Raw genomic sequence first — 24309 nt, 5'->3', positions numbered from 1 at the left:
CGATGTCCCTGACGGATTGGTAAAGGGTAAGGACACGCCCCCCGAGAAGACCATGTTCTTGTGGCCAGCCGTGGCCGGCGCGCAGTTGGCCAATGGGCCAATAATGCCTTTGCCCGCAGTATCGGTTTGTACGGATGACGGTGGGCAGGTGGGTGCCAGACCCGAGGAGCCTCCCGGCTCAGGACCGCCGCGAGCTGAGGAACACCGGCCGCACTCGTGGAGGGCCAGGTCGTCGCTGGTGGGGCACGCCGGCTTCGGCCCATGGCCCGAGGAACGGACCAGCCGAGAGACGGGCACCGAACCTCGGGCTGACCCGACAGCACTGAGGGCAAGGAACACGCGGCCGCCGTCGCCTGCGGCACCCGTAGATCTCGCATGGTGACGCGAAGGTGGATGCGACCCGGTTGACGTGCTTCGGCTCGTAGTCCTCCGGGCAGGTGGGAGCGGGCGGGACCGACGCCAGCCAGGCTTCGGGGTTGTTGGCGTCCGCGGGCGCGATGGGGTTGGCGAGCCAGATGTGGAAGAAACGCGCGGCGTCGCAGTAGCCGCGGATCGTGCGGGGGCTCTTGTTCTCCGCCTCGAGTGACATGGCCTGCTCGTCGATCAAGCTCTGCCGGGGCGCGGGAGCGGGGATGAGTGCTGGGGTGCGCGGGTGAAAATCCTCAAATAGGAGTGTCACTGAGCGCTGTGCTAGCTCACGTGCCGCATCCGGCGGCACGAGAAAGGGGCTGAACCCGCAGGTCCAGCCCCTATCGGTCGGGATGACAGGATTTGAACCTGCGACCCTCCGCTCCCAAAGCGGAGGATCGCAGATTCAGCGTGTAGGTGTGCGGTGTCGCTTTATTGTGGTTCAGCTATTGCGAGTGGATGTGGTTCGCCGGTCAGCGCGGTGGCGATTTCTGCGGGGGTGGCTGCGACGTAGGTCAGGGTGTTGCCTGCTCGGTTGCTGACGGGGACGTGTCCTGCGTATCCGGCTGCGATGGCGTAGCCGAAGTTGCGTTCGACCCAGGTCAGGGTGGTGTATCTGAGCCAGTGGGCGGAGACGCCGAGGTTCTTCACCCATGGCAGGTGTTGTCCGATTCGCGCCTACAGGAGTTGGTAGTAGTTGTCGCCGACGGGGTTGCCGTTGGCCTGGATCAGCAGCGGTCCGGTCGGGTCTGCGCCGGGTGCTCGATGTTCGGTGTGGGCCAGGAGGCCGGTCATGAGGGTGGGGGAGATGGGTTGGTCTCGGATGGTGCAGCCTTTCTCGCGCAATCGGAGGGTGAGGTGGGTGGTTTCGAGGTCGCAGGGGCGCAGTGCTTTGGCGCCGCCTCGGCGGCAGGCTGTTTCGGTGTGCAGGCGGATGACCAGGCTGTCGAGGGCTGGGTCACGGCCGGTGGTTGCCACGATGTCGTTGATGTCGTTGATGTCGTTGATGTCGGTGAGTTGCTTGCTGGTGAGTGCGCGGCGGGTGCTGGGGCGTTTGGTGGGTTTTCTCAGGCCGATGACTGGGTTGTCGTTGAAGGTGATCAGCTTGTCTGCGACTGCGCATCGGTAGAGGAATCGGATGGCATCGATGAAAGTGGCGCGAGCGCCGCGGCCGCCGCGGGTGCCGCTGCCTTGTGCGGAGCGTTCCTGGACGGTGATCGACAGGCTGGTGAGTTCGGTGGTGGTGGGCTCGTCGATCGGGCGGGTGGGCCATTCGTTGATCAGCACGTTGAGGTAGCACTGCCACACGGCGGCTGAGGTTGGCGATGCGGCGCGCAGCGCGACGGGAACGTACTCGGTGAAGGTCGGCACTGTGCGGGCGGCGGGTTTCGTGTCGTTCAGGTCGGCTGCAGACAGGCCCATGGTGGCGAGGAGTGTCTTCGCGGCCGCGATCATGTCGGCAGAAGGGGTCGTCATCACATCTCTCCGGCCGTGATGCGGGAGTGGGTGTCGGTCAGCAGGTCCTCGAGGAGGGGAATCGTGTAGACGATCACGGTGTCGTCGGGTTGGCCGGCGAGCAGGACCGGGTCGCTGGCTCGGAGGTTGCATCGAGACCGCAGCGCGGCCGGAATCGTGAGGTAAAGGTTGCGGTCGGGGGCGGCCACACCGTTCGGGTCCCGGCGGAACAGGAGGGCAGTGCCGTGCCAGACCGTGACTGTCAAGGGGGTGTCCGGTTTCCAGCCGAGTGCGGTCAGCAACGCTCGGCTCGCCAGCCGGCCGGAGGTGTCCAGCCGGACCATGGTGTACCTCCACGTCGCGTGTCTCCGCTGCGGAGACAGCGGGGCCACCGGCAGCGACGACTCGCGGACGTCCGGCATCGCGATGTGCGGCAGTTCCAGGTGGACCACGGGGACGACTCGCGGCTCAGACATCCGACCACCGCGAGAACCGGGTGGGAGGGGACATCGGCTGGGGGCGACGCAGCGGGCAGGGGCTGGACGTCGGTCGGAACGTGGTTCCGACTGCGATCGGCATCAGGTGACCTATCACGGGACAAATTGGCTTAGCGCTTGCTTTGCCGACTGAACGGGAGAGACATCCCGAAAATGGCCGGAATCTCGTTTGCTTGTCCGCACCTTCGCGCCGGACGTCTCAAATCGCCTGAGGTCGTGACGTGTCAGACGGTCTTCGGCAGTGGTGTCGACCTGCCCCAGCCGGAGTTTTCCGTGATCTTTTCCAGCAGCGGCTGTGTCCGGTATGCGAGTGGTGTCGACAACGCCAATGAGGTGGTACCACGTGTCACGCCGGGAATCGCGAGAAGCCGCTCGATCAACGCCTGCAGGGCGGCATGCGAGACTGTCGCCAACCGGACAAGCAGGTCTTCGCGGCCGGTCGTGGTGTGGATCTCGAGTACTTCAGGCACGGCGCTCATCGCTTTGATCACCTGCCGCTGATGCCCCTGCGTCAGCTCGATCGCCATGAAGGCCATGACGTCGGCACCTGCGCGGGCCAGATCGATGTCCGGCCGGTAGCCGCGCAGAAGCCCCTCCGCAGCCAGCCGGCGAAGTCTTGACTGGACGGTGTTCCGGGCGATCCCGAGCGCGGCAGCCAGCTCGCCGACCCCGATTCTCGCATCCCGCGCCAGTACGCCGACCAGCTCCACATCCAGCCGATCCAGGACAAGCCGCTCGGTGCCCACCGGTTCGTTCACCTCATCGCCTGCTCTGACCTTGTGACTGATCGGATTGATTAGTTGTGGTCATCCTAGTTGACCTGGATGTGCTGCGGAATGCACTTTCTCGCGGAGACCAGCTGCGCCTCAGGCAAGACCGACGGAGGACCGATGACCGGTAGACCCGTCAACGAGTGCTGCTGCCATGCGCCGAGAACTGAGCTTGTGGGAGGCGCTGGGTCTTGTGCACCACCGCTCAGTCGTTGGGATTCGGCACGACCGGCGATGGAACGATGGAATTCGCGCAGTCGAGTGACCCGCTGTTCGATTTGGCGCGGACCTGCCTCAACCCGGGGATCGCCCATGTTCTCAACCTCGGCGCCGCGGCGAACGTCTTAGGATCAGCCCTCGGTTCCGCGGCGGCGGCCTCACCCCTGATCTACTCGGTGAGCCGCAATTGCCCTGAAGAAGCGGCCCCTGCGCCACTGCGGGTGGTTGGCGGATCAGGGCGCCCACGAACCCGATCATGATCGAGTAACGCCGGTCGACCACCTCGGGGCCGAACGCCTCCTCGGCAATGCGACGTACAGCGCTTGACGCCTGCAATACCTGTCGCGTCGGGCTCGGCGGCCCGATGGATCCGCGTTCGGCAGAGCCGGGTTGACCAATTCGCCCATCCACATCGGCTATCAGCAACCCACGCTGACCATTTTGATCAGTTGAACGATATCTAGTTGACCCAGTCGGCCTGCTGTATGCACGCTAACTCTTCAGCAATGACAGCAACGCCCCGTCAGCGCCTGTCGAAGTCGTTTCGCGGCGGTCGAGGCCGCCCCGGATACCAGGGAGACCAGATGTCTCTGACGTACAGCCCGCCGGACTGGTCCAGCAGGCTGACGGTCAGCGCTCGCAGCTGCGGAGACGATGCTGCCGCCGTCATTGCTCAGACCGAATCGGCGGGAGCCATCACCTTGTCCGGGGGTTTCCCGGACCCGCCAGCCTTCCCTGCCGACCGGGTGAGCGCGGTTACCGCGCAGCTGATGGTCACCAGCGGTGGAATCGATGCGCTCGGGCTGCTTGCCACGTCGTTCATCGAGGCAGGGGACGCGGTGGTGGTCGAAGCGCCGACCTACTTCGGCGCCATCACGGCATTCCGCGCGCGCCGCGCTGACGTCCGCCCGGTCCCCATCGGCGATTCAGGGCTTGACGTCGAGGCTCTGGCCGCGCTGCTCGGGTCGGGCCTCCGGCCGAAAATCCGGTACTCGATCCCCGATCACCACAATCCGACCGGGCTCGGTCAGTCGCGGCAATGCCGCGAACAACTCGTCGAACTGTGTCGCCGCGACGGAATACTCCTCGTTGAGGATGTCGGATACCGGGAACTGTCGTTCGACAGCGAAACAGTGCTGTCCGCGCTCGACGAGCGCATGCCGTCCGGGGTCTCCTGGACTGTCCCATCCGGCGGATTCTTCACCTGGCTGACCCTTCCCGGCGAAATCGACACCGTGCGGGCGTCCGATCACGCGGCCGCCGCGGGCGTCACCTATGTGGCCGGCCCCGTTCCACCACGCCAGGCAGCGCACTGACGACCACCAGAATCGCCTCGCGGAGTGCGGTGCTCCACGACCTTGAGCCAGGAGATGAACGATGTCGACCCCTCCCTCGGCCTACCGGCACGACGACCGGATGGTCGCCGACCGCGGAGTCTTCTACCTGACCGCGTGGGATGCGATCGTCAGGCTGCCGATGATGCAACGCGGGCTGGATGCGCGCAGCGGCTTGACCACGGCCGGCTACGTCAGCGGTTACCCGGGCTCGCCGCTCGGCGGACTGGACACCCGGTTCCGTGCTCAACGCGAACTTCTGGCGCAGAACGACGTGCACTTCGAGCCAGGGGTCAACGAAGACCTGGCTGCCACTCAGGTGGGTGGCACGCAGTGGGTGAACACCGGCAGCTTCGAGTCGGGCTACGACGGCGTGTTCGGCCTGTGGTACGGCAAGGGTCCCGGGGTCGAGCGCTCCACGGATGCCATCCGCACGAGTTCGTATCAGGGCACCTCGCGCACCGGCGGGGTGATCGCTGTCGCCGGTGATGACCACGAGGCACGCAGCACGGTGACCGCGCAGCAGAGCGACACCTTGTTCGTCCACATGCACATGCCGGTACTTGCGCCGGCGACGGTCCAGGAGGTCGTCGATTTCGGGCTGGCCGGCTGGGCTCTTTCTCGCTGCTCCAGTTCATGGGTCGGCCTGACGTGCGTGAACGACGTCGCCGAGAGCGCAATGGTGGTCGACGTGAGTCTCGACCGCTTTCGGTTCCGGGTTCCGGATGATCGCCCCGCGCCGCCGTCGACCGGGGTGTCCCGTTACGGCGGGCGGGGCGCATTCGGGGCCGCGGACATCGAAAGCGAGATCGGATCGCTGCGCTTGCCCATGGCGCAGGCGTTCGCCCGGCTCAACGGGCTCGACCGGACCGAGTTCCGGCCTGCGGGCCGGCGCCGGCTGGGCATCGTGACCGCAGGCAAGACCTACCTCGACGTTCTCGGAGCGCTGGCGGAACTCGGCATCGACGCCGGGCGGGCTGCCGAGCTCGGACTCGGTCTCTACAAACCCGCCATGACCTGGCCGCTGGACCCCCATGGATTGGTCGAGTTCGCGGACGGCTTCGACGAGCTCCTCGTCGTCGAAGCGAAGTATCCGGTCATGGAGGACCAGGCAAACCGGTATCTCCGGCGGCTGGCACCCGATCGCCGCCCGGCCGTGACGGGGAAGACGGACGAGCATGATGAGCCGCTCCTGCCTCGCCATGGCACCTTCGACGCGACGATGCTCGCGCGCTTGATTTCGCGACGGCTCTCGGCGTTGCACGGCGAGGATTCCCGGGGCAGCGTGCCGAGGCCACGGGAAAGCATCAGCTTGCGGGTGCTCAGTGTGGAGTCGCCCGCCGCGAACGGACCCGGCCTCGTGCGGAAGGCCGGGTTCTGTTCCGGATGCCCGCACAACGTCTCGACCCGGGTTCCGGACGGCGGCGTCGCGATCAGCGGTACCGGTTGCCACAACATGGCGCTCACCGTGGATGCCCCCGGCCATTCCACCGAGCTGATCGCGCAGATGGGCGGCGAAGGCGGCCTGTGGATCGGGATGGCGCCATTCGTCGAACGCGACCACATCTTCCAGAACATGGGGGACGGGACCTATCACCACTCCGGGCAACTGGCCATCCGCGCCGCCGTCGCCGCGAACACGCGGATGACCTTCAAGATCCTCCTGAACGGCTACATTGCGATGACCGGCGGGCAGTCCACCGTGACGGCACAGTCTGCGGCCGGAATCGCGCGGCAAGTACTGGAAGAGGGTGTCCAGCGGGTAGCAATCGTCACCGAGGACGTCAGCCGGTTCGGTACCCGGGCACGACGCAGGCTTCCGGCGCGGACGACTCTGCACGACCGGGCTGAGCTCGAGCCGGTGCAGGCCGAGCTGGCCGGGATCAACGGCCCCACGGTGCTCATCTACGACCAGGCGTGCGCGGCGGAGCTGCGGCGGGAGCGCAAACGTGGCCGGGCCGAACAGCCGGATACCCGGGTGTTCATCAACGAAGAGGTCTGCGAGGGCTGCGGCGACTGCAACGTGGCTTCGAACTGCATCTCGGTCGAACCCCTCGAAACCGACCTCGGCCGCAAGCGGCGGATCGATCAGTCGTCGTGCAATTTCGACTACACCTGCGTCACGGGGAACTGCCCGAGCTTCGTGACCGTGCACGGTGGGGTGCCTCGCAAAGCTTCCGTCTCCATCGACGACGCGGCTTTCGGCCGCGCCGTGGCGAGCCTGCCGAAACCGGAACCGGCGGCCGTCAAGGATTCCTTCAACGCCGTGGTCGGCGGAATCGGCGGGACCGGAGTCCTTACGGTCGGCGCGGTGCTCGGGATGGCCGGTCACCTCGAGGGCAAGGGCGTCAGCGTACTCAACGAGTCAGGTCTGGCGCAGAAGAACGGTGCGGTCGAAAGCCACGTCAAAATCTTCGCACCCGGCGGCCAGTTCCCGCCCAGGGTGGGATCCGGCTCGTGCGATGTCATTCTCGGCACAGATGCCGTCGTCGCCTCCTCTGCCGGATCTCTCGGCCTGATGGCGCGCGACCGTACTTGGGCGTGCCTGAATACCGATGTCAGCCCGACTGTCGCGTTTGCCGGCGATCCGAGCATGTCGTTCCACGCGGCACCTCTCGTCGCCGAGGTGCGCCGCGCGATCGGCGACAACGTCGCCGGGTTCGATGCCAGTTCGTGGGCAGAGCGGTTGATGGGTGACTCGATCTACGGGAACATCATGATGCTCGGCTACGTGGCGCAGCGCGGGCGCCTCCCGGTCGCGCTCGAATCGCTGTACCAGGCAATCGAAATCAACGGCGTAGCCGTCACGGCCAACCGGGCCGCTTTCGACTGGGGCCGGATCGCCGCGCATGACGAGGCGCTGCTGCGGACCATCGCCGGCCTCGACGCCGGTGCTGTCCAGCTCGACCAGCACGTCGATGCCCTCCGGCAACGACGACACGACGCGCTCACTGCATACCAGAACGAGGCTTACGCCCGTCGCTTCGACGCAGTCATCGACTCGGTCGCCGCCAGAACACGCGAGCTCCGCATCGATGGCGACGAACTCATCCGGGCCGTGACAGAAAGCCTCTACCGGCTCATGGCCTACAAGGACGAATACGAGGTCGCACGGCTGTACGCGGCTTCGTCATTCCGCGAACGCCTGCACTCCGAGTTCGAGGGCGACTTCCGCTTCTCGGTCAACTTGGCCCCGCAAATCCTCAATTCGAGGAACAATGCGACCGGACGTGCCCGAAAGTATGCATTTCCGGGATGGGCTGTGATGCCGATGTTCCGCATTCTCGCCTCGATGCGGCGAGTGCGCGGAAACCCGGTCGACATCTTCGGCCTGACCCGGCACCGACGTGCCGAGCGAGCGCGGATCGGTGCCTATGTGGATCTGGTGGAGGAGATCATCCTGCCCCGCCTGCGCGCGGACAACCTTTCTTCAGCTGTTCTTATTGCCGAGTGCGCGCAAGATATCAAGGGTTACGACGACGTCAAGGAAAAATCGGTGACGATGGTGGAGAAGCGACTGAGTGCCTTGCTTGAGGATTATGTCGGCGCATCCGGAAAAGTCTCCGCCCCGTGAAACCGGCGGACGGGTTCAACGCTTTTGACGCAATCGCGCCTTCCGGCAGTCGGCTGAACAGGCGCACGAGGATCCGCAGTGCGGGGCGGGTCAGGTGACGGGGCTACGGCGTTCGAGGAAGACGGTGTCGTGCCAGACGTCGTCGCGCTGGGCGATGCGTTCGCGGACGCCGATGGTGCGGTAGCCGGCGGAGTGGTGCAGGGCGAGTGCGGCGCGGTTTTCGGTGAAGATCGAGGTTTGCAGGGTCCACAGGCCGGCGTCGTCGGCGGCCATGACTTGCTTGCGCAGCAACGCTTTCCCCACTCCGCGGCCGTGGTGCTCGGCGGCGACGTAGACGGAGGTTTCGGCGACGCCGGAGTAGGCGTCCCGGGCAGAGGTGGGGCTGGCGGCGGCCCAGCCGACGACCTGGCCGTCGAGTTCGGCGACCCACCGGTGCTCGGGAAGCCAGGTCGCGTCGAGGGTTTTGCGGGCCGGGACAGTGGTGTCGAAGGTCGCGATGCCGGTGGCGATGCCGTCGGCGTAGATGCGGCGGACCGCGGTCCAGTCGCCGGGGCGCAGGGCGCGGATGGTGATGTCGGCGGGCACGTCGTCGGGGCAGCACGGGCGTGGGCCGAGTAGGCCCATCACGGCGTCGGCGGCGTGCGGGAGCCCGGTGCAGCAGGCTTCGTTGACGGTGACAACGGTGGCGGTGCCGACCTTCGCCAGGTGCACGAACCCGACGTCGGCGAGTTTGCGCACGTGATGCGACGTCGTGGACTGGCTGGTGCCCAGGATCTCGGTCAGCGCGCCGACGGTGATGCCGCGCGGAGTGGTCGCGACCGCGTGCAGCAGCCGCACCCGGACGGGTTCGGCCAGGCAGGCGAACCACTCGGCATAGGTCGCGGCGTCGGACGTCGGCAGGACCTGGGCCTGGGGCAGTGCGATCGGCATGCGCCCAGTGTATCGATCGGCATCGATGGTTGTATCCATCGATGCCAATCGATAAAGTCCGAGGCAGGTTAATCGAGGCCGATCGATGGAGTTGGTGGAGATGGGTGGCCTTCCGGTCGTGGTGGCAGGGGCGGGCCCGGTGGGGCTGGCCGCGGCGGCGCAGCTGCTGGAGCGGGGGCTGGAGCCGCTGGTGCTGGAACGTGGCGAGCGCGCGGGGGCGGCGGTGGCGGAGTGGAACCATGTCCGGTTGTTCTCGGCGTGGTCGGAGGTGGTCGACCCGGCCGGTGGGCGGCTGCTGGAGGCGGCGGGCTGGACCTGCCCGGACGGTGCGGGGTATCCGACGGGGCGGGAGTGGGCGCAGGCGTATCTGCAGCCTCTGGCGGACGTGCTGGGGTCGCGGGTGCGGTTCGGGGCCGAGGTGGTGGGGGTGGCGCGCCGTGGCCGGGACCGGGTGGTCGACAGCGGGCGCGAGGACGAGCCGTTCTCGGTGCATGTCCGCACGGCCGAGGGTGAACAGCGAGTACTTGCGCGGGCAGTGATCGACGCGTCGGGTACCTGGTCGACGCCGAATCCGCTGGGCGGGGAGGGCTTGCCCGCGATGGGTGAACACGCTGCTGCGGACCGGATCGTGTACCGGGTGCCGGAGGTGGCCGACGACCGGGTCCGTGCCCGGTACGCGGGGAAGCACGTGGTCGTCGCGGGAAGCGGGCATTCCGCGTTGACCGCGCTGGTCGCGTTGACCGGCATGGCGGCGGACGATCCGGGGATGCGGATCACGTGGGTGCTGCGCCGGGGAGGCGTCGGCAATGCGTTCGGGGGCGGCGCCGCCGACCAGTTGCCCGCCCGGGGAGCGCTCGGCCAACGGGCCAGGGAGGCGGTCGAGGCGGGTCTTGTCTCCGTGGTCACGGGATTCCGCACCGAGGCGGTGGAACGCGAGGCGGCCGGGCGGTTGGCCTTGACGTCGTCGGCCGGGCAACGGGTCACTGCCGTGGACGAAGTGGTGACGCTGTCGGGGTTCCGTCCGGAGCTGGGGTGGTTGTCGGAGGTCCGGTTGGAGCTCGACCCGACGCTGCAGGCTCCGGTTCGCCTGGCTCCGCTGGTGGATCCGAACGTGCATTCCTGCGGCACGGTGTACCCGCATGGGGTCAAGGAACTTTCCCATCCTGACGACGGGTTCTACTTGGCGGGTATGAAGAGTTACGGCCGTGCACCGACGTTCCTCGCCCGAACGGGATACGAGCAGGTCCGCAGCATCGCCGCAGCTTTGGCGGGGGACCACGAGGCTGCTGAACGAGTCGAGCTGGTCCTGGCCGAGACCGGGGTATGCGGTGGTGCGGGACTGTTCGACGAGCCCGATGGCGGGACGTCCGGTTGCTGCGGCCCGGCACCCGAAGTTCTGACGTTTTCGGTACCGCGCTGACCGGCTGGGCAGACGGCGACGACCACGCGCTGCTACAGCCATTGCGGGGGAACGGTCGCGATCCGGACGGCCGGGAAACTCTGACAGTTCCAGCATCGGCGAGTAGTTGTCCGTAACGGATGGAAGTGTAGTGAAAACCTCAGCAGTGAGCTGGGTTCAGCTGTCTGTGTAACCGTTCTGTACCAAACCGGCAGGTGTCGGGCAGACCTGATTGCCCGAAGGTGCAGTTCGGCAGGTGGAGGCCGCTTGCCGGTGGTCCGGACAACTATATGTAGTTGGACTTGTGCGCTGGGATCGTTTTTGTGGACCGGACCGGAAGAACGACGACAAACGGATTTTCTGCAGGGAGGGCGGAGAATCCGGAATGATCCTGCGGACAGGTGAGCCGACTGCACATCTCCTGCTCAAATGTTGTCGACTGGTCTGCCGGAATGCGCCTTCGGGTATTTCGGCAGAATGTGGATTCGGCCGCTCGAAAAGATTGGGAATACCGGAGAGTTTCCGCGTCATCCTGTTGAGGAGTCCATTGAGATGAACAGAAGATCACCGACGTCGGCCGCGCTGCTGGCGCTGGTCACCAGCGCCACCGTGAGCGCCACCCTGGCGGTGGCCCCACCGGCCGCGGCGGCTCCGGCCCCCGCGCCCGGCGCCGGGTCGTCCCACCAGGTCACCCTGATCACCGGCGACAAAGTGCGCGCCGGGCAGCGCGCCGACGGCAGCTGGGAGCTCGGCATCGACCCGGCTGCCCAGACCAGGCCGTTCGGCTTCCGGCAGTTCCCGGTCGCCCGCGGGGGCCGCACCGACTGGTACCTGGTGCCGGAGAAGGCCAATGCGCTGGTGGCGCAGGGGCTGCTGGACCGCGAGCTGTTCAACATCACCGGCCTGATCCGCCAGGGCTATGACGACGCGCACAGCAAGGAGCTGCCGCTGCTGGTGCAGTATCCGGAGACCGCGGCCACCCGCAGTGCCGCGGAACTGCCGGGCGTCGCCGCTCGACGCGACCTGCCCGACCTGCATCTGGCCGCAGTGGACCAGCACAAGGCCGGCGCGAACGACTTCTGGCGTTCGCTGACCCGGCAAAGTCCGGCGGCACTGTCCGGCGGGATGAACAAGATCTGGCTCAACGGCAAGGTGGAAGCGTCCCTGGACAAGAGCGTGCCGCAGGTCGGCGCGCCCGCGGCCTGGCAGGCCGGGTTCACCGGCAAGGGCGTGACGGTCGCGGTGCTGGACACCGGCATCGACGACACGCATCCCGATGTGGCCGGGAAAGTCAAGCAGAGCAAGGACTTCACCGGCAAGGGCAACGTCAAGGACGGCAACGGGCACGGCACGCACGTGGCCGCGACCGCGGCGGGCTCGGGCGCGGCCGAGGGCGGCAAGTTCAAGGGCGTCGCCCCGGACGCCGACCTCGCGGTCGGCAAGGTGCTCGACGACAGCGGCTTCGGCATGAACGATGGCATCCTCGCGGGGATGGAGTGGGCCGCGGGCGAGGTCAAGGCCAAGGTCATCAGCATGAGCCTCGGCGGCGGTCCCACCGATGGCACCGATCCGCTGGCGCAGGCGGTGAACACGTTGAGCCGCAAGTACAACACGCTGTTCGTGATCGCCGCGGGCAACTCCGGCGCCCCCGGCACGGTGGGCTCACCGGCCAGCGCCGATCTGGCGCTGAGCGTCGGCAGCGTCACCAAGGCAGGCGACCGGTCCGAGTTCTCCAGCCAGGGACCGCGGGCCGGCGACGGCGCGGTGAAACCGGAGATCGCCGCGCCGGGGAGTGACATCGTGGCCGCGCGGGCGGCCGGCACCGCGATGGGCAGTCCGGTGAACGAGCGCTACACTAAGGCATCCGGCACTTCGATGGCCACCCCGCACGTCGTGGGTGGCGTGGCGATCCTGGCCCAGCAGCACCCGGATTGGACGCCGGAACAGCTGAAGTCGGCTCTGGTGTCCACCTCGGTTCCGGTGGCGGGCAGCGGGGTCTTCGCCGTCGGCGGCGGAAGGATGGACCTGGGCAAGGCGGTGGGCGCCACCGTGCTGGCGGGGCCGAGCGTGGTCAACGCGTTCCTGAAGTGGCCCAGCACCAAGGCCGAGACCCGCACGGTGACCTACACCAACCCGGGCACCGCACCGCGCACCCTCGACCTCAAGCTGGACCTGGCCGACACCGCCGCGGCGCCCGCGCCAGCTGGGCTGGCCAAGCTGTCCGCGAACTCGGTGACCGTCCCGGCCGGCGGCAAGGCCGAGGTCGCGATCGCGCTGACGCCGAGGGCGGCCAAGGCGGGCAGCTACGGCGGCGTGCTCACGGCCTCCGACGGCGCCACCACGGTGCGCTCGCTGGTGGGCGTGCACGAGGAGGGCGAGCACTACGACGTCGGCGCCAACGCCATCCTGCCGGACGGCAAACCCGCCACCGGGGGCGACGGCAGCATCGTGCTGATCCGGCACCAGGACGGCAAGATCTATGAGACCGCGTTCGGTGGAACCGCCAGGGTGCCCCCGGGCGACTACAACGCGATCGGCAGGATCGTCACGCGTCGGCCGGACGGCGCGCTGGCCATCGCGATGATGGCCAACCCCGCGGTGAAGGTCAGCGGGGCGACCACGCTGAGCTTCGACGCCCGGCAGGCCAAACGGGTCAAGTTCGGCACCGACCAGCCGGCCGCCAACGGCGGCGAGTGGATGTCGGGGATGTACCAGCGGATCACCGACACCGGGCAGAACTTCGTCGTCGGCTGGCTCCTCGACCCGGGGTTCGACGACTTCTCGACCTACTCCACGCCCGGGGTCAGCTCGCCCTCGTTCACCTATGCCGACAACGTCCGGCTGGAGGAGCCGGAACTGGAGCTGTTCACCGAAGGGCCGCAACGCCAGAAGATCGCCGTCAACTGGTTGTTCGGCGAACGGGGGGACCCGATCACCACGAAACTGGCCGCTGTCTTCGGCGGGACCGGCACCGTGGAGGAGCTGGCCAAGGTCGACGCGAAGGGCAAGTTCGTGGTGATCGGCGTGCCTGGCACGGTCACCGTGGACGAGGTGTACCAACGCATCCGCAACATCAAGGCCGCCGGTGGTGTGCTCGCCGGACTCTACAACAGCGATGAGCAGCCCTTGGCAGCCGACGCGAAACTCGCCGGAGATGCGGACCGGCCAGCGCTGCCCTCGGTGGTGGTGCGCCCCTTCAGCGGCGGGCCGAAGCTCGCCGAGCACGCCAAGGCGGGCGGACAGGTGTCGCTGACCGCCCGCTCGGGCAGCAAGTATCGCTACGAGCTGGCCTTCCCCAGTGCCGGCCAGGTTCCCGCGAAGGTGGACTACCAGGTCAAGACAGCCGACCTGGCAGCGGTGACCACCGCCTACCACGGCTACCGCCAGCAGGAGCCACCGAGCGTGGACGGCAGGTATCAGGCACTGGGTGACCGGTTCGGCACCCGGTCCGCTTCCCTGGGTCCGGCCTCGGCCGAACGGGTCGAGTACTTCACCCCCGGCAGCTGGGATCTCGTGGTCGGCGGTGGGCAGCGCGGCTCCGGTTTCCTATCCGGCACGGTGAAGCTGGAGGCAGGCAAGTCCTACCGCCAGGAGTGGAACAAGGCGGTCAACGGCCCCGGGTTCAGTGGCACGACCAGCAGCTCCCTCGGCCAGAACCACCCGTGGGCCTGGGTCAAGGGCGACCTGGTCGAGGTGAACGTGCCCTGGTGGTCCGATGCCGCCGGACACCCCAGGGCCGCCGAGCCGGAGGATGGCATCGACAAGGGCAGCACCACCCTGTTCGCCGGTGGCAAGGAGGTCGCGCGGCAGAACTCGCCCGGCCGGGGCGTGTTCGTGCGTCCCACCGCCGGTGAGTACCGGCTGGTGTCCGACGTCAGCCGGGACGCGCCTTGGTGGACCACGTCCACGAAGGTCAGTTCGGTGTGGACCTTCCCCGCGCCGAGAATGCAGACCGGGCCGCTGCCGCTGTACACCGTGCGGTACGCACCGGCAGTGGACCTGCGCAACCTCGCCGCCGGCGACCGGGAGTTCGTCATCCCGGTGTCGGTGCCGAGACAGGACGGCGCGGCGCAGGCGAACAGCCTGACCGTCGACTACTCGGTGGATGACGGCGCCACCTGGCAGCAGGCCAAGGTGGACAAGACCGAGGCAGGCTGGACGGCGACCGTGCGCAACCCGGCCACGGGCTTCGTTTCCTTGCGCGCCAAGGCATCCGACGGGTCGAGTACGGTGGAGCAGACGGTGCTCAAGGCATACGAAATCGGCTGATCACCCGGCGGCGTCCCGGTTCCGGGGCGCCGCCGGTCGGCCTGATATCGCCGGACGGCGGGCGGATGAGCGCGCCCGGCTCACCCTGCCGAGCCGTCCACGACGATTGCTCCCGCGACCAGGTCTGCTACCGCGGCGTCGGGGTAGCCGAGTTCCTTCAGGACCTCGACCGAGTGCTCGCCCAGTACCGGCGGTGGCATCAGATCGAGGTCCGGGGCCGACGACATCGCGATCGGCGGCGCCAGCGTTTTGATGCGGCCGAGCTTCGTATGGTCGACTTCGCGAACGAGCGAACCTGCTTGCTCTTGGTGCAGGGCCTCGCTTACCGGATAGATGTGGCCGAACAACGCGTCCGCGCGGGCGAAGGCTTCGTCCCATTCTGCCCTCGTGCGCTGCCGGAATCGTTCGGCCAGGAGGCTTTCCAGTTCCTCTCGGTGCTGAAGGCGCAATTGGTTGGTCGCGAAACGCGGATCCTTTTCGAGCTCGGGCAGGTCGATTGCCGAGCAGAAGCGGGGCCAGCCTGCCTCGCCCCACGTTCCGGCCATGACGTACCCGTCTTTGGCCTGGAAGGCCTGGTAGGGCATCACCGCGGAATGCGAGGATCCCATCGCCTCGGGCTCGTAGCCGCCGTACAGCACGCTGGAGGCGCGCGTGGTGAGAGTGCTCATCAGACCGGCGAGCATCGACACCTGCACTTCCTGCGCGTCGCCGGTGACATCGCGGTCGCGCAGGGCCATGAGCACCCCGATCACCTGCAGCATCGCTCCGGTGAAGTCGGCGATCGGCACGCCGGCCAGAACCGGGTGGCCGCCCCGTTCTCCGGTGACGCTCATGATGCCCGACATGGCTTGGATGACGGGGTCGGTTGCGGGCCGGTCCGCCCACGGGCCCTCGGTGCCGAACCCGTTGACGGAGGCGTAGACGACGCGGGGGTTGATCTTTCGTACCCCCTCGAAGTCCAGCCCCGCGTTTCGCGCCGAAACCGGGCGGAAGTTGTGCAGGAAGACGTCGGTGGAACTGATGAGCCGTTCGAGGACCTCGCGACCTTCCGGCGACCGGTAGTCCAGGGCGATGCTGCGCTTGCTGCGGTTCCACATGAGAAAGAGACCGCTCTCTCCGTCGAGATAGTCCCGTCCGACCGCCCGCGCCTGGTCGCCGTAGACCGGCTCGGCCTTGATCACCTCGGCGCCGTAGTCCCCGAGCATCGCCGCGCCGTAGGGGCCTGCCATGTGCCGGGTCAGGTCGAGCACCCGGATGCCGTCGAGCGGACCGCGTCTGGTCATTTCACTTCGCCCTTCCTGAGTTCCGCGTCGATGAGGGGGCGATACTCCTGCGAGTGCTCACCCAGCGCGGGCAATCTCCCGTCGATCCCGATTGCCGGAATACCGTTCCCGTCCACGAGCCGCACCGGCGGGCGGATCGCGAAACCGTCACCGTTCTCGATCGGCACCAGCATTTTCATGGCCTCGGCCTGTGGCGTCCGGAGAACCTCGTTCGCGGTCAAGATCTCGCAGAACGGAATACCCTTCGGCCCGAACAGCCCGGCCCATTCTTCGAGGGTCCGCATGCGTATTGCGTCCGCGATGAGGACGCGCTCTCGACTCGCCGGACTTTTCTCGCCGACGTCGTAGCGCGAGGACCAGTCACCGGTGGACCGCAGATCCTCCAGCCCGGCGATTTCGCAGAACGCGTCCCAGAACTTCTTCTCGATCGGGGCGATGAGAATCGGCCGATCGTCCGCCGCCCGATAGACACCATAGCGCGAACCGAACTCACGGATCTTCCACTCCTCGGCATTGTTGGCCGCCGGAGTGAGCTCCCGCCAGTTCCACCAGACGGCGGCCTCCCAAAGGGAAGTCTCGACGTTGAGCACCACACCTCGCTCCGCGCGATGCCACAATGCGGCCAGAATTGCCATTGCTGCCATCGCTCCGGCGAACGACGTTCCGCCCGGCTTCCAGGCGGCGATGCGCGGGTGACCGGATTCGTCGGCCTCCAGCTCGACCAGACCCGCCAACGCATCCGGATTCTGGCCGTGCGCGGCCCGCTCGGCCCAGGGACCGAGTGGCCCGTACCCGGAAATGTGGCAGTGGATGGCCTGCGGGTTGATGGCGGCGATCGTCTCCCGGTCCAGACCGAGCCGCCGCGCATCGCTCGGACGCCCACCGGCGATGACGCAATCCGCCCACTTCGCCATTGCCCGCACGACCGCCGGCCATTCCTCGCTTTGTGAATCGGCCGCAATGCTGCGGGCCCCGAAATTGAGAGCCTGGTGATAGGTGCTGTTGGCACCGATCATCGGCGCTGACGGCACACTGCGATTACCGTCGCCGAATCGGTGGTTCTCGATCTTGACGACCTCCGCTCCGACACTTCGCAACAGCAGGCTGCCGGTCGGACCTGAGACGTGCGTGGAGAAATCCGCAATCCTGATGCGCCGCATCGGGCCGGTCACGGTGCCCAGACCAGACGGCCGGTCGTTTCCCCGTCGGCGAGGCGCCGGAGTCCGGCCGGCACCTCGCCGAAGGTCATCCGTTCGACCAACGGGCGGACGGCGCCATCGCGGGCCAGCTCGGTCAGCTCGGCATGGCAGCGGCCGACCGCCGCCGGGTCGTGGCCGTGGTACAGCCCGTAGCGGAGACCGACGATCGAGTAGTTTTTGAGCAGCGGGTGATTGAGCTTTGCGGTCGGGATGCGGCCCTCGGCGAAACCCACGACGACGAGCCGCCCCTCGAAGGCGATGGCCTTCGTCGAACGGTGGTAGGTGTCCCCGCCCACCGGGTCGTAGATGACGTCCGCGCCACGGCCTCCGGTCCGGTCCCGCACCACCGTCACGAAATCCTCCTGGTGCCGGTCGACGACCACATCTGCCCCCAGATCGCGGGCTACGGCAACCTTTTCCGGCCCGCCGACCACGCCGATGACAGTGGCTCCGGCCGCCTTGCCCAGCTGGACGGCGGCGCTGCCGACCCCGCCGGCGGCTGCGTGCACGAGGAGTGTCTCGCCGGCTTTCAGATTCGCCCGGCGGTGCAGTCCGAACCAGCTTGTCTGGTACGCAACGAGCAACGCCGCAGCCTCCCGGTCGTCGAGCGCGGGGGGAGCCGGGAAAGTCGCGGAGGCATTGAGTGTCGCGAATTCGGCGAATCCGCCGTGGGGCGGCACCGTCATACCCAGCACACGGTCGCCGATCGCGAACCCGCGCACCCCGTCTCCGCACGCGACCACGGAGCCACAGGCTTCGAGCCCCGGGGTGAACGGCAACGGTGTCTTGACCTGATATTCCCCGCGGCACGCGAGTACATCGGGGAAATTGGCCGCACCGCCCAAAACCTGCACGACCACCTCCCCGCGGCCGGGATCCGGCACGGCCACCTCGGCCACGTGCACGACCTCGTCCGGTTCTCCCAGTTCGCTGACTTGCCATGCCCTCACGCGACCACCTCAACCGTCTGCGTTTCGATCCGGCGCGATGAGACCGTAACAGATACTCTAGTATCAGTCCAGAGTCTTTCTGCGGGTCCCAAGTGACGCCCGGGTACCGGGTGGAGGCTGGTTGTCCACTGCGGGTCCGTGATCGCCGAAACGGCAATGAGGTCACGGGGAAGTCCGCATCGGAAGCGGCCATCTCGCGATTGACATGTGGATTATTGGCAGTACCGTAGACTCATTCACGGTACTGCCAGGGCAGGCAAGCCGGTTGCGGCTGAGCTTCGGCAGCCGGTTCGACGACGGAGAGCGGGACCATGAGAGTCGTTCATGATCAAGCATCTGACGGTATTCGCGAGACAGGTGCTGCGTCCGGCGAGGTGGCGGTGGCATTCGATCAGGTTTCCCATTCGTTCCGGGGAAAACCGGCCATTGACCACGTGTCGTTCCGGATCGAGAAGGGCGAATTCGCGACGTTGATCGGCGCGAGCGGATGCGGGAAGACCACCTGCCTGAATGCGGTTGCCGGTGAACTGACGCCGGATACGGGTCAGGTGAAGGTATTGGGCGGTGCGCCCGCCACCGGCGATCAGCGCATCGGATACATGTTCGCCCGTGATTCCCTGCTGCCGTGGCGAACTGCTGCCGAGAATGTCGCGTTCGGCCTGGAAAGCCGCGGGGTGAACCGGGCCGAGCGCCGGAAACGAGCCGCCGAGGTGCTTGATGCGGTCGGCTTGTCGAATGCTCACGACGCTTATCCGGCGCAGCTGTCACACGGGATGCGGCAACGGGTGGCGTTGGCCCGGACCTTTGCGCTGAATGCGGATCTTCTGCTGATGGACGAGCCGTTCGCGGCGCTCGATGCACAGACGCGGATCATGCTCGAGGATCATCTGATGCGGCTCTGGGAGGCGCAGCGTTCGACGGTCATGTTCGTGACCCACGACCTTGCGGAGGCGATTCTGCTGTCGGAACGGATCTTCCTCCTTTCCGCTTCTCCCGGACGGGCGTTGCGCGTCTACGACGTGGACCTGCCGCGCCCGCGGTCGGTGACCCGGCTCCAGGGCATGCCCGAGTTTCACCGGTTGTACGAAGAGATCTGGTCCGACCTCGAGGAAGAAGTGAATCTGGCCATGAAAAGGGAGCGGGCATGACTGCCGGTCTGATGGGCCCCTCCCGGCGCGATGTCCGTGGCGCCCCGGCCGCGCCGTTCGGCCTCCGGGACAAGCGGGCGATGAGCCCCGGTACGCGGCGGGCAATCGCCTACCTCGGAAGAATTGCCCTGCCCGTTCTCGTCCTCGGCCTGTGGCAGTGGGCGGTCGACCGGGAATGGCTCAATGTGTTCTTCGTCAGCCGCCCTTCGGATATATTCGAGTTTCTCCGCAAGGCCGTGCAGACCGGTACCACTTGGTCGAACCTGTGGGTCACGATTCAGGAAACCTTGATCGGTTTCGGTCTCGCGACAGTGCTGGGGATCGGCGCCGGGCTGCTGTTCACCAGAGTGCCGCTTCTGCACGATATGGTCCGGCCGTATCTGACCGCGGTGAACAGCCTGCCGCGCGTCGCCTTGGCGCCGATCTTCGTTCTCTGGTTCGGTCTCGGGCAGGTGTCGAAGGTGGCACTGGTCGTTTCGCTGTGTTTCTTCATCGTCCTGAGCGCGACCATGGGAGCGATCGGCAATGTCGATCCGGACCTGACCCGGCTGTCCCGCGTGCTGGGGTTCTCCCAGGCGGAAATTTTCCGGAAGGTGATGCTTCCGTGGGCGATTCCCGGGATCTTCGCCGGTCTGGAGCTCGCACTGGTGTACGCGTTCGTCGGAGCCGTGGCCGGTGAAATGATCGCGGCAACCGCCGGAATCGGTCAGCAGATCCAGTTCTACACGCAGAACTTCAACACGGCCGCAGTGCTCGGAACGCTGGCGATCCTGGCGATCGTGACCACTGTGATCGCCGGTTTCATGAATATCCTCCGCCGCTACCTGTTGCGCTATCAGCGGCAATAGGCATCCGGACCGAGGAGAAACTCGTGCTGCCATCGTACGAGCAGGTGCTCGAACTTCCGGCGCTGCGGGAAGGCGGTGTGACGCCGGATCTCATCGACGTCAACGGCCACGTGAACATCCGCCACTATTTCGAGTACGGGGCGTCGAGTGCCGATGTGCTGATCCGGCGGGTGGGGATCGACGACAGCTACCGGGCCCGGCGGCACATGGGAGTTTTCGCGGCCGAGCATCACATTCGCTATTTCACCGAAATGCTCGAGGGCGACCCGTTCTCCGTGCACACGGTGTTCCTCGAGCGCTCGGGCAAGGCCGGGCATCTGATGGCATTCGTGGTCGATCACGCGGTGAAAGCGGTCTCCTGCACCGTCGAGATCTTGCTCGTCCACGTGGACATGAACACCCGTCGTGCGGTGGATTTCCCGGACGACATCGCCGCGGGCCTTGACGAGTGGATCCGCGAGGCCGGTCGGCTGACCTGGCCGATTCCGCTCTCCGGTGCCATGGGCATCCGATCCGAAAGGTGAGTCAGGTGGAACTCTCTAGCAGCCCACGGCGCTGGGCGACGATGGCGGTCACGGCCTCGCTGCTTCTGCTGGCCGCATGCGGCGCCCCGGCGTCCTCGACCGGTCAGTCCGGACCGGCGCAGATCGGGGTGACGGGGGTGCCGGGCGGGCTTCTCAGTCTTCCCGTTTTCGTCGGGATGGACCGGGGATTCTTCAAGGCCGAAGGCTTGGACGTCAAATTCGTCCCGATCCACAACGGGACCGAAACGGCACAGAATCTGATCAGCGGACAGGCGCTGGTGGGCTTGACGAGCCCGGACTCCATTCTGACTTCCCGGGAACAAGGCGGAAGCCTGAAGATCGTCTGCGGATCCACCCGGCACGGTACCCATTCGCTGATCGTCCGCAATCAATGGCAGCTGCCGCACCTGGGGCAGTATCCGGCGGTGATGGCGGACCTCAAAGGCGCGAAGATCGGGGTGACCGCACGCGGGAGTGCACAGGAGATCTGGGTGTCCACCATGTTGCGGGACGCCGGGATCGACCCCAAGGACGTGACGTTCGTGGGCATCGGGGACCCGCAGACCGCCGTCCAGAGCCTCGAACACGGCCAGATCGACGCGCTGCTGAGCGAGGAGCCCGGCCGGTCGATCGCCATCCACAAGCTCAAGATCGCGCGGATCGCCGTCGATTTGCGGGCGGACGGCGAAGGTCCGGGCATCCTGCAGAATCTGAGCCCCCAGGTTTACGCGTCGACCGGCCAGGCGATCAAGAACCATTCCGATCAGCTGAAGAAGTTCGTCGCCGCGCTGACCAAGACCATTGCCTGGATGAACGATTCCGCCAACCGCCCGGACCTGGAGGCCGTCACGGCCAAGAACATCGCGATCGACAAGGAACTGATTCCGCAGCTCCTCGACGGCATCCTGAAATCCTTCGGCACGACAGTGCCGCGCCGGAACATCGAGGACTCGATCACCATCGACATGAAGGCCAAAGTGATCAGTGAACCGGTGACCTACGAGGACATCGTCGCCACCCAGCTGGTCCCGGCATCGTGAGCGCCATGCGCGGCGGTGAGCTGCCGGAGTCCTGGGACGTCGAAACCGACGTGGTGGTGGTCGGCGGGGGCAATGCCGGTTTGCCGGCGGCGATCGAGGCGGCCGATTCCGGGTCGGAAGTGACGTTGCTCGAGGAGAACGCCTTTCTGGGCGGGCTGATGCGGGGCTCGGGCGGCTTCATGTCCTTCTGTGCCAGTCATGTGCAACGCCGGAACGGCGTCGTGGACTGCGTCGAATGGGGCATCGAGGACGAGATGCTCATGAGCGAGTATCGCGCTGTGCCCGAGCTGGTCCGGGCCTATGTGGAGGCCGGTGCGGACACCTGTCTCTGGCTGGAGCGGCTCGGCCTGACGTTCTCCGACGACCTGCTCGACGGCGGTCCGCCGGACCCGAAGTACGGCGGCCACCGCCGGATCGCCCGTACCCACTATGCGGCGGCGTCTCCGACGAGCTACTACCCGGGCGGGGTGGGCGAGGGCCGGACGGGTTACTCCGCCCAAAGCGGTTACGCGTTGACGGTCGTGCTCGAGAAAGCGGTCGCCGATCTCGGTATTCCGGTGCTTCTCGAGCATCGGATGACGGCGATCCATCGCGAGCCGGGGGGCTCGGTCGTCGGGGTTCGTGCGGCCAGGCCCGACGGATCGGTCGTCGACGTCCGTGCGCGCCAGGCCGTGATCCTGGCCTCCGGCGGAGCGACCACCAACGAACAACTGGTGCGGGCTTGGGATCCGCGTCTCGTCGACGACTGCATCCACTCGGATGGCCTGCCGTACATGCGGGCCATGGGGGACGCCCTGACCTTGGGCCAGGACATCGGGGCATCGCTGAGCGACATGTCGTTCGTCTGTCATACCCCGGTCCGGTACGGATCCCGCATCTACAGCCTGTCGCTCGACGCGATCGCCGGGATGCCGGGGACCACACGGTCGACCGGGGTCCTCGTCAGCCCACGCCATGACGGTTACCAGCGGATCATCCTGGTGCAGAACGACGGCAAACGCTATCTCAACGAAGCGGAGGCGACGTACCGCAACCCGCGGATGCTGCGTGACTCCGCCAGCGTGCCTGCTGCCGAGTACCCGGAGGACTCGTTCATCTACACCTTCCTCAGCCTGCCGCGACCCAGGAACGTGTGGGCGATCGCCGACGCCGCGAGTGCCGCGGCGATGAAATGGCCACTGGCCGAAATGGAGCGGCCGGAGCCGGCCCGTGGCCGGGCACTGCATCCCGGCAGTACTGCGGTGGCAGGCGATTTGAAGGAACTGGCCGGGAAGATCGATGTCGACTGCCAGAACCTGATCGACACGGTGGATCAGTACAACGAATTCTGCCGTGACGGCGCGGATCTCGAGTTCGGCAAGCCGCAGCCGCTCTATCCGATCATCGAGCCGCCGTACTATGCCGCGAGGCTCCACATCATCCGGCACACGCCGGTCGGCGGGCTCCGCATCAACACCAAAGGGCAGGTGCTGGACCGCGCTCAGCTGCACGACGGAGAGACCAGTGTCGGTCTCGACGAGGAAGCCGTGATTCCGCGGCTTTACGCCGCCGGTGAATGCAGCGCGTTCGTGGGATACCGCAGAGCGCACCGGAAGACCGGGCCGATCATCACCATGGCGCGCCTCGCCGGGAAGAGCGCGGCCGCCGAACCATTCGGCTGACGGCGCTCGGGTGCAGCATGCACCTGGTGAAGGTACTCTGATCGAGATTGGGGTACCATCCGGAGGACAAGTCGTCACTATCTGCGAGCAAGGGCGCGATGGAGAATTTCGAGCTGGTTTCTGACGAATGGCCAGAGCAACGCGAGAACAACCTGACCCCCCGGCAGGAAGAAATCCTCGATCAGCTGGAGGGGATCATTCTGCGGAACGGGTTCCGAAGTCTCCGGTTGTCGGACCTCACCGCGGAGTTGCACTGCTCCCGGAACATCCTGTACGCGCTTGCCCCGTCGAAGGACGAGCTTGCGCTGCTGGTGATCGAGCGGTACATGGCCCGGCTGCGGGTCGAGCTGAGCTGCGCGTTCGAGAAGGCGGAAACGGCGCGCGACCGGATTGCGCTTGCGCTGGACGCTCTGTCGTTGCGGGCGGGTTTGGTCTCGCGCCGGTTCTACGAGGATGTCGCACAGTACGCACCGGCCCGTGAAGTACAGGTACGCCACCGGAAACTAGTGGTGTCCCAGCTGCGCGAAATCATTGCCAGTGGCATCGAAGAAGGTGCGTTCAACCGGATTGACGCGCTGTTCGCCGCGGAGGTCATCCAAATGCTGGTGATCAGCATCGCGGACGGCAGGCTCGTGGGACGCACCGGGCTCAGCTCCGCGGAGGCGGCTGCCGAGTTCAAGCGCCTGATCTTCGACGGCCTCATCGCGAACTGACCGGCGCCGCTGGCTTGGCTCCGGAGGGGGCCGGTCGGCGGCAAAGCTGTCATCACTCGGTACTTTCCGCGCAAGGGAAGCCGCCGGG

The 24309-nt window shown here is 66.8% G+C and carries 18 protein-coding genes; 10 read left to right on the top strand and 8 right to left on the bottom strand.

Going from position 1 to position 24309, the window contains the following annotated elements; translation table 11 throughout:
- Positions 1–840: 840 nt before the first annotated feature.
- The 4 genes from OO71_RS52420 to OO71_RS27085 all read right to left on the bottom strand — a co-directional run bounded on the left by OO71_RS52420 (position 841) and on the right by OO71_RS27085 (position 3118).
- Positions 841–1059, bottom strand: a complete 219-nt coding sequence (locus tag OO71_RS52420; protein ID WP_245633788.1) for a hypothetical protein — start codon at positions 1057–1059, stop codon at positions 841–843.
- Between the two features lie 27 nt (positions 1060–1086).
- The gene (locus OO71_RS52415; RefSeq protein WP_245633787.1) at positions 1087–1863 is read right to left on the bottom strand and encodes a site-specific integrase; all 777 of its coding nucleotides are present in this window, start codon (positions 1861–1863) and stop codon (positions 1087–1089) included.
- A gap of 20 nt (positions 1864–1883) precedes the next feature.
- Positions 1884–2339, bottom strand: a complete 456-nt coding sequence (locus tag OO71_RS27090; protein WP_156096556.1) for an AbrB/MazE/SpoVT family DNA-binding domain-containing protein — start codon at positions 2337–2339, stop codon at positions 1884–1886.
- 245 nt (positions 2340–2584) lie between these two features.
- Positions 2585–3118, bottom strand: coding sequence for an Lrp/AsnC family transcriptional regulator (locus OO71_RS27085; protein ID WP_211260610.1), 534 nt, complete (start codon positions 3116–3118; stop codon positions 2585–2587).
- An 815-nt stretch (positions 3119–3933) separates the two neighbouring features.
- On the opposite strand from OO71_RS27085, the gene OO71_RS47710 reads away from it, so the two are divergent.
- Positions 3934–4665 carry an aminotransferase class I/II-fold pyridoxal phosphate-dependent enzyme gene (locus tag OO71_RS47710; RefSeq protein WP_051792327.1) on the top strand — a complete coding sequence of 244 codons (732 nt, stop codon included), beginning with the start codon at positions 3934–3936 and terminating at the stop codon, positions 4663–4665.
- A 61-nt stretch (positions 4666–4726) separates the two neighbouring features.
- Positions 4727–8257 (top strand): indolepyruvate ferredoxin oxidoreductase family protein, encoded by a 3531-nt coding sequence (locus OO71_RS27075; RefSeq protein ID WP_051792325.1) that lies wholly within the window; start codon positions 4727–4729, stop codon positions 8255–8257.
- Between the two features lie 90 nt (positions 8258–8347).
- Here the strand turns inward: OO71_RS27075 and OO71_RS27070 are convergent, their stop codons facing one another.
- A complete protein-coding gene (locus OO71_RS27070) occupies positions 8348–9187 on the bottom strand; it encodes a helix-turn-helix domain-containing GNAT family N-acetyltransferase (protein WP_245633786.1) in 840 nt (279 codons plus the stop codon).
- Between the two features lie 100 nt (positions 9188–9287).
- Between OO71_RS27070 and OO71_RS27065 the strand changes: the two genes are divergently transcribed.
- Entirely contained in the window at positions 9288–10607 is a 1320-nt protein-coding gene (locus OO71_RS27065) for an NAD(P)-binding domain-containing protein (protein ID WP_033292826.1), read from the top strand.
- Between the two features lie 531 nt (positions 10608–11138).
- Entirely contained in the window at positions 11139–14855 is a 3717-nt protein-coding gene (locus tag OO71_RS27060) for a S8 family serine peptidase (protein WP_033292683.1), read from the top strand.
- Between the two features lie 80 nt (positions 14856–14935).
- Here the strand turns inward: OO71_RS27060 and OO71_RS27055 are convergent, their stop codons facing one another.
- From OO71_RS27055 to OO71_RS27045, 3 genes are read right to left on the bottom strand one after another with little or no spacing between them, the layout of a single operon-like run.
- The gene (locus tag OO71_RS27055) at positions 14936–16138 is read right to left on the bottom strand and encodes a CaiB/BaiF CoA transferase family protein (protein ID WP_033292682.1); all 1203 of its coding nucleotides are present in this window, start codon (positions 16136–16138) and stop codon (positions 14936–14938) included.
- Entirely contained in the window at positions 16135–17298 is a 1164-nt protein-coding gene (locus OO71_RS27050) for a CoA transferase (protein ID WP_156096555.1), read from the bottom strand. The genes OO71_RS27055 and OO71_RS27050 overlap by 4 nt, the downstream gene beginning before the upstream one ends.
- Positions 17299–17306: 8 nt before the next feature.
- Complete coding sequence (locus OO71_RS27045) at positions 17307–18287, bottom strand: NADPH:quinone oxidoreductase family protein (protein WP_033292680.1); 981 nt, start codon at positions 18285–18287, stop codon at positions 17307–17309.
- Between the two features lie 311 nt (positions 18288–18598).
- Between OO71_RS27045 and OO71_RS27040 the strand changes: the two genes are divergently transcribed.
- The 6 genes from OO71_RS27040 to OO71_RS27015 are packed head-to-tail and all read left to right on the top strand — an operon-like array spanning position 18599 to position 24221.
- Complete coding sequence (locus OO71_RS27040) at positions 18599–19435, top strand: ABC transporter ATP-binding protein (protein ID WP_084145316.1); 837 nt, start codon at positions 18599–18601, stop codon at positions 19433–19435.
- Positions 19432–20283, top strand: a complete 852-nt coding sequence (locus OO71_RS27035) for an ABC transporter permease (protein ID WP_051792323.1) — start codon at positions 19432–19434, stop codon at positions 20281–20283. The genes OO71_RS27040 and OO71_RS27035 overlap by 4 nt, the downstream gene beginning before the upstream one ends.
- A gap of 23 nt (positions 20284–20306) precedes the next feature.
- The gene (locus OO71_RS27030) at positions 20307–20807 is read left to right on the top strand and encodes a thioesterase family protein (protein ID WP_063740124.1); all 501 of its coding nucleotides are present in this window, start codon (positions 20307–20309) and stop codon (positions 20805–20807) included.
- Positions 20808–20812: 5 nt separating this feature from the next.
- Complete coding sequence (locus OO71_RS27025) at positions 20813–21847, top strand: ABC transporter substrate-binding protein (RefSeq protein ID WP_156096554.1); 1035 nt, start codon at positions 20813–20815, stop codon at positions 21845–21847.
- Positions 21848–21852: 5 nt separating this feature from the next.
- The gene (locus OO71_RS27020) at positions 21853–23508 is read left to right on the top strand and encodes an FAD-dependent oxidoreductase (RefSeq protein WP_156096553.1); all 1656 of its coding nucleotides are present in this window, start codon (positions 21853–21855) and stop codon (positions 23506–23508) included.
- A 47-nt stretch (positions 23509–23555) separates the two neighbouring features.
- A complete protein-coding gene (locus OO71_RS27015; RefSeq protein ID WP_156096552.1) occupies positions 23556–24221 on the top strand; it encodes a TetR/AcrR family transcriptional regulator in 666 nt (221 codons plus the stop codon).
- Positions 24222–24309: the final 88 nt, after the last annotated feature.

The sequence above is a fragment of the Amycolatopsis jejuensis genome (genome assembly GCF_000717335.1).
Lineage (GTDB): Bacteria > Actinomycetota > Actinomycetes > Mycobacteriales > Pseudonocardiaceae > Amycolatopsis > Amycolatopsis jejuensis.
The sequence above is the reverse complement of the archived record's forward strand: the minus strand, read 5'-3'. Positions and strand labels throughout refer to the sequence as shown.